We start from the raw sequence: 6378 nt of genomic DNA, 5'->3' as shown, positions 1-6378 counted from the left end.
AAGCACCGAACCCTGCTTTTCTAAAAAAAAAAATATTAACCACCTAAATCGCCTGAGTGCATTTAAGTATTTAGCGGCTGCCCGTACCTCGCAGGTTTCAGAAACCTGCGAGGTCTTTAAAATAAAAAAATCCCGTTTAACCTCTCCAGGCAAAACGGGATAAAACCTAAAACAAAATCCGTTTCATTTGACAAAACGTAACAACTTGTGCGTTGTTAAAATAATAGACCATAAATTCTGTTTAAGGTTTAATGCCCAATGGATATTTTTATTTAATTTAAGGCAGATTATATAAAATATTTATAAAAGCCGCTGTGTATTGCCAATCAATAGATTGTTAATCTACCAGAAGAAATGATAAAACCACCAATATCAGCATTAGTAACGATTTGTGATTATTTTTTTTATTAATGCTGCGCAGTTTTATCTAAGTTTGTTCAATATTAAATTATTTAGGAAAGAAAATGTCGGTACGGGGTAACCAGTTTAAAACCAATACATTCAGAGATAAAGGTGCAGAAAACGCATCAGGCAGGCCTTCATCAAGTCGTCAGCCAAAAGAAAAAAGAGAATTTTTACCAAGGTTTGATCTGGCAGATGGACGTGCAATTAAAATTGTAGGTCTGTTTTTTGTGATCTTATCCTTATATTTTTTAATTGCCTTTACTTCGTATCTTTTTACCTGGCAAGACGACCAGAGCTATGTAATCGATGCAAATGGTGGCTGGAGTAATCTTTTTAAAACCACCGAAGAATTAAAAACTGCAGGTGTTACCATTCCGGTTGTTCAAAACTGGTTGGGCAAGTTTGGTGCTTTATTATCGCATCAGTTTATTTACGAGTGGTTTGGTATTGCCTCTTTTCTGTTCGTGCTTGCCTTTTTTATTATCGGATACCGTTTACTGTTTAAAGTTAAAATCCTTTCGATCTCAAAAACTTTAGGTTATAGCTTTTTCTTTTTGCTCTTCGTTTCCTTAACCTTAGGTTTTACGCATAGTTTCTGGTCAGAATCACCACATTACCTGGAAGGGGAATTTGGTTACTGGAGCAATAAATTATTAAGTGCCCAAATTGGCGCGGCAGGTGTTGCCGGGCTCATTGCTTTTGCCGGATTAACCATTTTGATTATTGCTTATAACATCGATTTTAAATTTCCTGAACGTAAAGCAAAAGAAGTTTACCTGGATAATGATACACCTGATTATGTAAACGACATCAGGGAGCAATCAACAAAGAATAAAATAGTTGAAGAAAATCCTGAACCGATTGAATTTCCGGTACGCGATAAACCTCCTGTAAGTAGCGAACGTAAGCAGCAAAATGTGGTGTTGCAACCGAGCCGTTATGAAGAAAAAGAGGCGGAAGAAGAAGTTGTTCCACCGGTTGTATTATCTCCACTGGCTACTAATTTACCATTGGCAACCGCTGCGGCTGCTGCTATGCCTTTAACGGTAGAACCACCAATTGAAGCAGAAAAAGAACCGGCGTTTACGATTGAAAAAACCGAAGAAGAGAAAAAATCAGAAGATTTGGTTGAGCAGTTTGGTAATTACGATGAAAAACTGGATTTGGCAGGTTATAAATACCCAACCATTGATTTATTGGAGAATTACGGAACCAATAAAATTTCGGTTAACGCAGAAGAACTGGAAGCCAATAAAAATAAAATTGTTGAAACGCTTAATCACTACAATATCGAAATTGATAAGATTAAGGCAACAATTGGCCCAACGGTTACGCTTTATGAGATTATTCCTGCACCAGGAGTCAGGATTTCGAAAATTAAAAACCTGGAAGATGATATCGCGCTTTCATTAGCAGCCCTGGGTATCCGTATTATTGCGCCAATGCCCGGTAAAGGTACAATTGGGATTGAGGTGCCAAACCAACACCCCGAAATGGTGCCGATGCGCAGCATTTTAAATACCGAGAAATGGAGCCAAACCACAATGGATTTGCCAATTGCCTTAGGTAAAACCATTAGTAATGAAGTGTTTATTGCTGATTTAGCTAAAATGCCTCACTTGTTGGTAGCAGGGGCAACAGGACAGGGTAAATCGGTAGGTATTAATGCCATTCTGGTTTCACTGCTGTTTAAAAAACACCCTGCACAATTGAAATTTGTGTTGGTCGATCCGAAAAAGGTAGAATTAACTTTATTTAACCGTATCGAAAGGCACTTTTTAGCTAAACTCCCGGGAGAAGCTGATGCCATCATTACCGATACCAAAAAAGTGGTGAATACTTTAAATTCACTTTGTATCGAAATGGATCAGCGTTATGATTTATTGAAAGATGCACAGGTAAGGAACCTGAAAGAATACAATGATAAATTTATCAAGCGTAAGCTTAACCCGAATAACGGTCACCGGTTTTTACCTTTTATCGTTTTAGTGGTGGATGAGTTTGCCGATTTAATGATGACTGCGGGTAAAGAGGTTGAAGCACCCATTGCGCGTTTAGCACAGTTGGCGAGGGCAATCGGGATCCATTTGGTACTGGCTACACAGCGTCCGTCGGTGAATATTATTACAGGTACCATTAAAGCGAATTTCCCGGCGAGGTTAGCGTTCAGGGTATTGTCTAAAATCGATTCGAGGACCATTCTGGATAGTGGCGGTGCAGATCAGTTAATTGGTCGCGGGGATATGCTTTTATCTACAGGAAGCGACTTAATCAGGCTACAGTGTGCTTTCGTTGATACACCTGAGGTAGACCGGATTTCTGAATATATCGGCAATCAGCGTGGTTATTCTGATGCTTATCAGTTGCCAGAGTATGTAGATGAAGCAGGAGAGGGAAGCAAAGCCGATTTTGATCCTAATGAACGTGATAAGTTCTTTGAAGATGCTGCCAGATTAATTGTAATGCACCAGCAAGGCTCTACCTCGCTTATTCAACGTAAATTAAAATTAGGATATAACAGGGCAGGCCGGATTATCGATCAATTAGAGGCTGCAGGTATTGTTGGCCCGTTTGAAGGAAGCAAGGCCCGTGAAGTTTTATATCCGGACGAATATTCTTTGGAACAATTCTTGAATGGTATGGATAGTAAAGATTAGATTAAACCATTTAACAGAAATCTACTCTAACGTTTCAAAGAAAGAAAAAACTTAAAAAAGAAAAGATGAAGAAATTAATTTCAGCATTAATGGTTGTTGTTGCTTTTACAACATCAACTTATGCTCAAACTGATGCGAAAGCTAAAGCAATTTTAGCTGATGTGAGTAAAAAATACAAATCGTATAATATTGTAAAAACTGATTTTACCTTCACCCTGGATAATCCAAAGGCCAAAGTAAAAGAAACCCAGCAAGGTACTCTTTATGTTAAAGCCAACTCTAATAAATATAAAGTGGCCATGACGAACCAGGAATTATTTAGCGATGGTAAAAGCCAATGGACTTACCTGAAAAAAGATAAAGAGGTACAAGTAAGCAATGTAGATAATAGTGGTGATGCGATTAATCCTGCTAAAATTTTTACTGTTTACGAAAAAGGATTTAAATACGTTTATACCGGCGACGAAAAAGTAGGTGGTAAAACTTACGAAATGATCGACTTAACACCCATTGATGCTAAAAAATCAATTTTTAAAGTTCGTTTAAGTATTGATAAAGCGGCTAAACAGATTGCAAACGTAGTTTTATTTGATAAAAACGGAAATAAATACACGTATAATGTGAAAACTTTTTCGCCAAATGTAAATGTACCAGAAACTACCTTTGCTTTCGATGCCAAAAAATATCCTGGCGTTGAGGTTGTAGATTTAAGATAATAGTAAATTCTGCATAAGTGGGATGAAACCTGAAAGGTTCAGTTGGAAACAGCTGAACTTTTTGTGTTTTTATCACTCCAGGTATTTTGTATACTGAGATGCGCTCAGGTGACTAAGGTGGTGAAAAACTATAGTTATGTATTTTGCTCATTTGGGTTGGTACTGTTGGCGGTTATCTGCAAGAGCGAAAATGATAAAAACTTACTTAATTAAATCTGTATTGTTTACATTTGTTCCAATGTCTTTGCCACTAACAAACCATACTTTAGAGAAATTAGAAACCCTGCTTTTTGCAATGGGTTATAAGGTACGTTACGAAAAGGGGAACTTTAAAACAGGCTCCTGTTTATTGGAACATAACAAAGTTGTTGTGGTAAATAAATTTTCTAATCTGGAAGGAAAAATAGCTGCATTGGTTACCTTGGTTAAACAAACCAACGCTGATGAAAATCTGCTGGAAGAAAAACAGCGTCAGTTTTATCAATCCCTACAACAAACCGAATTATTTTAATGGAGATACAAGGCAGAAATTATAGCTATAGAAAGGAAAGTTTAAGCTGATGAAAGTTACTTTTTTAGGTACTGGTACATCGCAGGGCGTTCCTGTAATTGCATGTAATTGTGAAGTTTGTTTATCTCCTGATAAAAACGACAAACGTTTAAGAACCTCTGTTTTAATAGAAACAACTGACAAAACCATCGTAGTGGATAGCGGTCCGGATTTTCGTTACCAATTGCTGCGCGAAAATGTTAAAGATTTAGATGTCGTTTTGTTTACCCACGAGCACAAAGACCATATTGCTGGCCTGGATGATATCAGGCCGTTTAATTATCTCCTACATAAGGTAATTGATGTATATGCTACAGAAAGGGTTCAAACGGCACTTAAAAGAGAATTTTATTATATTTTTGCTGAAACCAAATACCATGGTCTGCCGCAGATTAATTTACATACAGTAACCAATGGCGAAGACTTTAAAATTGGCGAAAATACCATCATTCCATTTGAAGTAATGCACCACTTATTGCCGATTACCGGTTACCGCATTGGCGATTTTAGTTACATTACCGATGCAAAAATGATATCGGAAGAAAGTTTTGGGAAAATAAAAGGATCAAAAGTATTGGTAATTAATGCTTTGCAAAAAGAGCCGCATATATCGCATTTTACTTTAAACGAAGCCATTGCCTTTGCTGAAAAAGTTGGAGCAGAAATGACTTATCTTACGCATATTAGCCATAATTTAGGTAAACATGAGGATATAGAAAAGGAACTGCCAAGTCATATCAGACTGGCTTATGATGGTTTACAAATAGAATTGTAAATCGTTGTTCCTAAAATCCAAAATTAAATTATATTTGCAGCACAAACCCAGGTGGCGAAATTGGTAGACGCACCAGCTTGAGGGGCTGGCGCCTGTATGGGTGTGGGAGTTCGAATCTCCTCTTGGGTACGCTAAAAGCTTCGGTTCTACCGAAGCTTTTTTGTTTATTAATGGCTTCAGTTTATATTATTTAAAAACTTAAAGCAATATCCTGAGCTGCTAGCTAAACTTATTGAACCATATTGTTAAAGGTAAGCCCGATAGCTCCTCTTGGGTACTATTTAAGTATTTATGCTTAAGATATTAAACAGAATTTGAATAATTTTGTAGTCCGTTTTTTTTTAATAAGTAAAGTCGAATAGCGCCTAAAATACTGATGGATTTTTTCCTGTATGCTTCTTAAATATTTTATTAAAATGACTGGCATCCGTAAAGCCCAATCTTTCGGCGATTTCATTAATGTTAAATCGCTTCTGTGCAAGTAATTTTTCTGCCGTTTTTAGCTTAAAATTAATAATATGCTTTTGTAAAGATAGGTCTGTGTGTTTTTTTACATATATGCTAATATAATTCGGTGACATTAAAAAATGAGACGCAATATATTGTATTGAAGATTTTTTGCGATCAAATGCATATATTCTAATGTAGGTTAATATATTGTTTAGCTTTTCGGTCTCTTTATCCAGATTGTCTGACTCAACAGACCGGGTTTTATTCAGGTTTCTGGTAATTAAAACCATTAATGAACCAAATAGCTCTAAGACGGACTCATTGTTAAACGGTAATGTGTTTTGAAATTCATATTTGAGTACTTTTAATATGGAAAAAACATTGATGTTATCTTGTATATTACTTATAATATTCCCTTGATTGATTGGTGTAGAAATCAATACATTTTTTAGTGCTTCTTGCCATTGAGATCTTTTTTTTGTGCCCATTTTTTCAATAAGAATCTGTTCGGTAAATTTTACATAGGTAAATACTGTTTTTTCCTTTATAACAAATTCATGAGCATCTTCTGGTGTTAGCAAAAATACATCTCCTTTTTTATAGGGATAATTCATTTCATTTAATAGATGATTTCCCCTCCCTTCTTCTATAAATATCAGTTCGTAAAAATTATGTTTATGTAATTCGTATTCCCATTTTTCCAGTTCGAGAGAAAAAACATTGATGTTATGAAAATTATTAAAACGTTTCATGAAAATGTATTTGTACAAATAAACAATGAATTTTTACAATAATCGAATTTCCTTAGCGCTATACTTTTGTGCA

At 35.9% G+C, this 6378-nt stretch carries 5 protein-coding genes and 1 tRNA gene; 5 read left to right on the top strand and 1 reads right to left on the bottom strand.

From position 1 onward, the window contains the following. The first annotated feature begins 464 nt into the window (after window positions 1-464). The 5 genes from R2R28_RS27725 (at window position 465) to R2R28_RS27705 (ending at window position 5232) form a co-directional block, all read left to right on the top strand. Window positions 465-3062, top strand: coding sequence for a DNA translocase FtsK (locus R2R28_RS27725; protein WP_316828915.1), 2598 nt, complete (start codon window positions 465-467; stop codon window positions 3060-3062). Between the two features lie 65 nt (window positions 3063-3127). Continuing rightward, on the top strand, window positions 3128-3778 hold the full coding sequence (locus R2R28_RS27720; protein WP_316828914.1) for an outer membrane lipoprotein carrier protein LolA: 651 nt from the start codon (window positions 3128-3130) through the stop codon (window positions 3776-3778). A gap of 238 nt (window positions 3779-4016) precedes the next feature. Beyond that, on the top strand, window positions 4017-4289 hold the full coding sequence (locus tag R2R28_RS27715) for a hypothetical protein (protein WP_316828913.1): 273 nt from the start codon (window positions 4017-4019) through the stop codon (window positions 4287-4289). A 49-nt stretch (window positions 4290-4338) separates the two neighbouring features. Then, complete coding sequence (locus R2R28_RS27710) at window positions 4339-5103, top strand: MBL fold metallo-hydrolase (RefSeq protein WP_316828912.1); 765 nt, start codon at window positions 4339-4341, stop codon at window positions 5101-5103. A gap of 45 nt (window positions 5104-5148) precedes the next feature. After that, window positions 5149-5232, top strand: a tRNA-Leu gene (locus tag R2R28_RS27705). A gap of 236 nt (window positions 5233-5468) precedes the next feature. Here R2R28_RS27705 and R2R28_RS27700 read toward each other — a convergent pair. After that, a complete protein-coding gene (locus R2R28_RS27700) occupies window positions 5469-6305 on the bottom strand; it encodes an AraC family transcriptional regulator (RefSeq protein WP_316828911.1) in 837 nt (278 codons plus the stop codon). Between the last annotated feature and the right edge of the window lie 73 nt (window positions 6306-6378).

Source organism: Pedobacter miscanthi (assembly GCF_032678605.1).
Taxonomy (GTDB): domain Bacteria; phylum Bacteroidota; class Bacteroidia; order Sphingobacteriales; family Sphingobacteriaceae; genus Pedobacter; species Pedobacter miscanthi_A.
The sequence above is the reverse complement of the archived record's forward strand: the minus strand, read 5'-3'. Positions and strand labels throughout refer to the sequence as shown.

Excerpts from the sequence above, each read along its gene's own strand:
- R2R28_RS27725 (WP_316828915.1), top strand. The coding sequence starts at position 465 with ATGTCGGTACGGGGTAACCAGTTTAAAACCAATACATTCAGAGATAAA.
- R2R28_RS27720 (WP_316828914.1), top strand. The coding sequence starts at position 3,128 with ATGAAGAAATTAATTTCAGCATTAATGGTTGTTGTTGCTTTTACAACA.
- R2R28_RS27715 (WP_316828913.1), top strand. The coding sequence starts at position 4,017 with ATGTCTTTGCCACTAACAAACCATACTTTAGAGAAATTAGAAACCCTG.
- R2R28_RS27710 (WP_316828912.1), top strand. The coding sequence starts at position 4,339 with ATGAAAGTTACTTTTTTAGGTACTGGTACATCGCAGGGCGTTCCTGTA.
- R2R28_RS27700 (WP_316828911.1), bottom strand. The coding sequence starts at position 6,305 with ATGAAACGTTTTAATAATTTTCATAACATCAATGTTTTTTCTCTCGAA.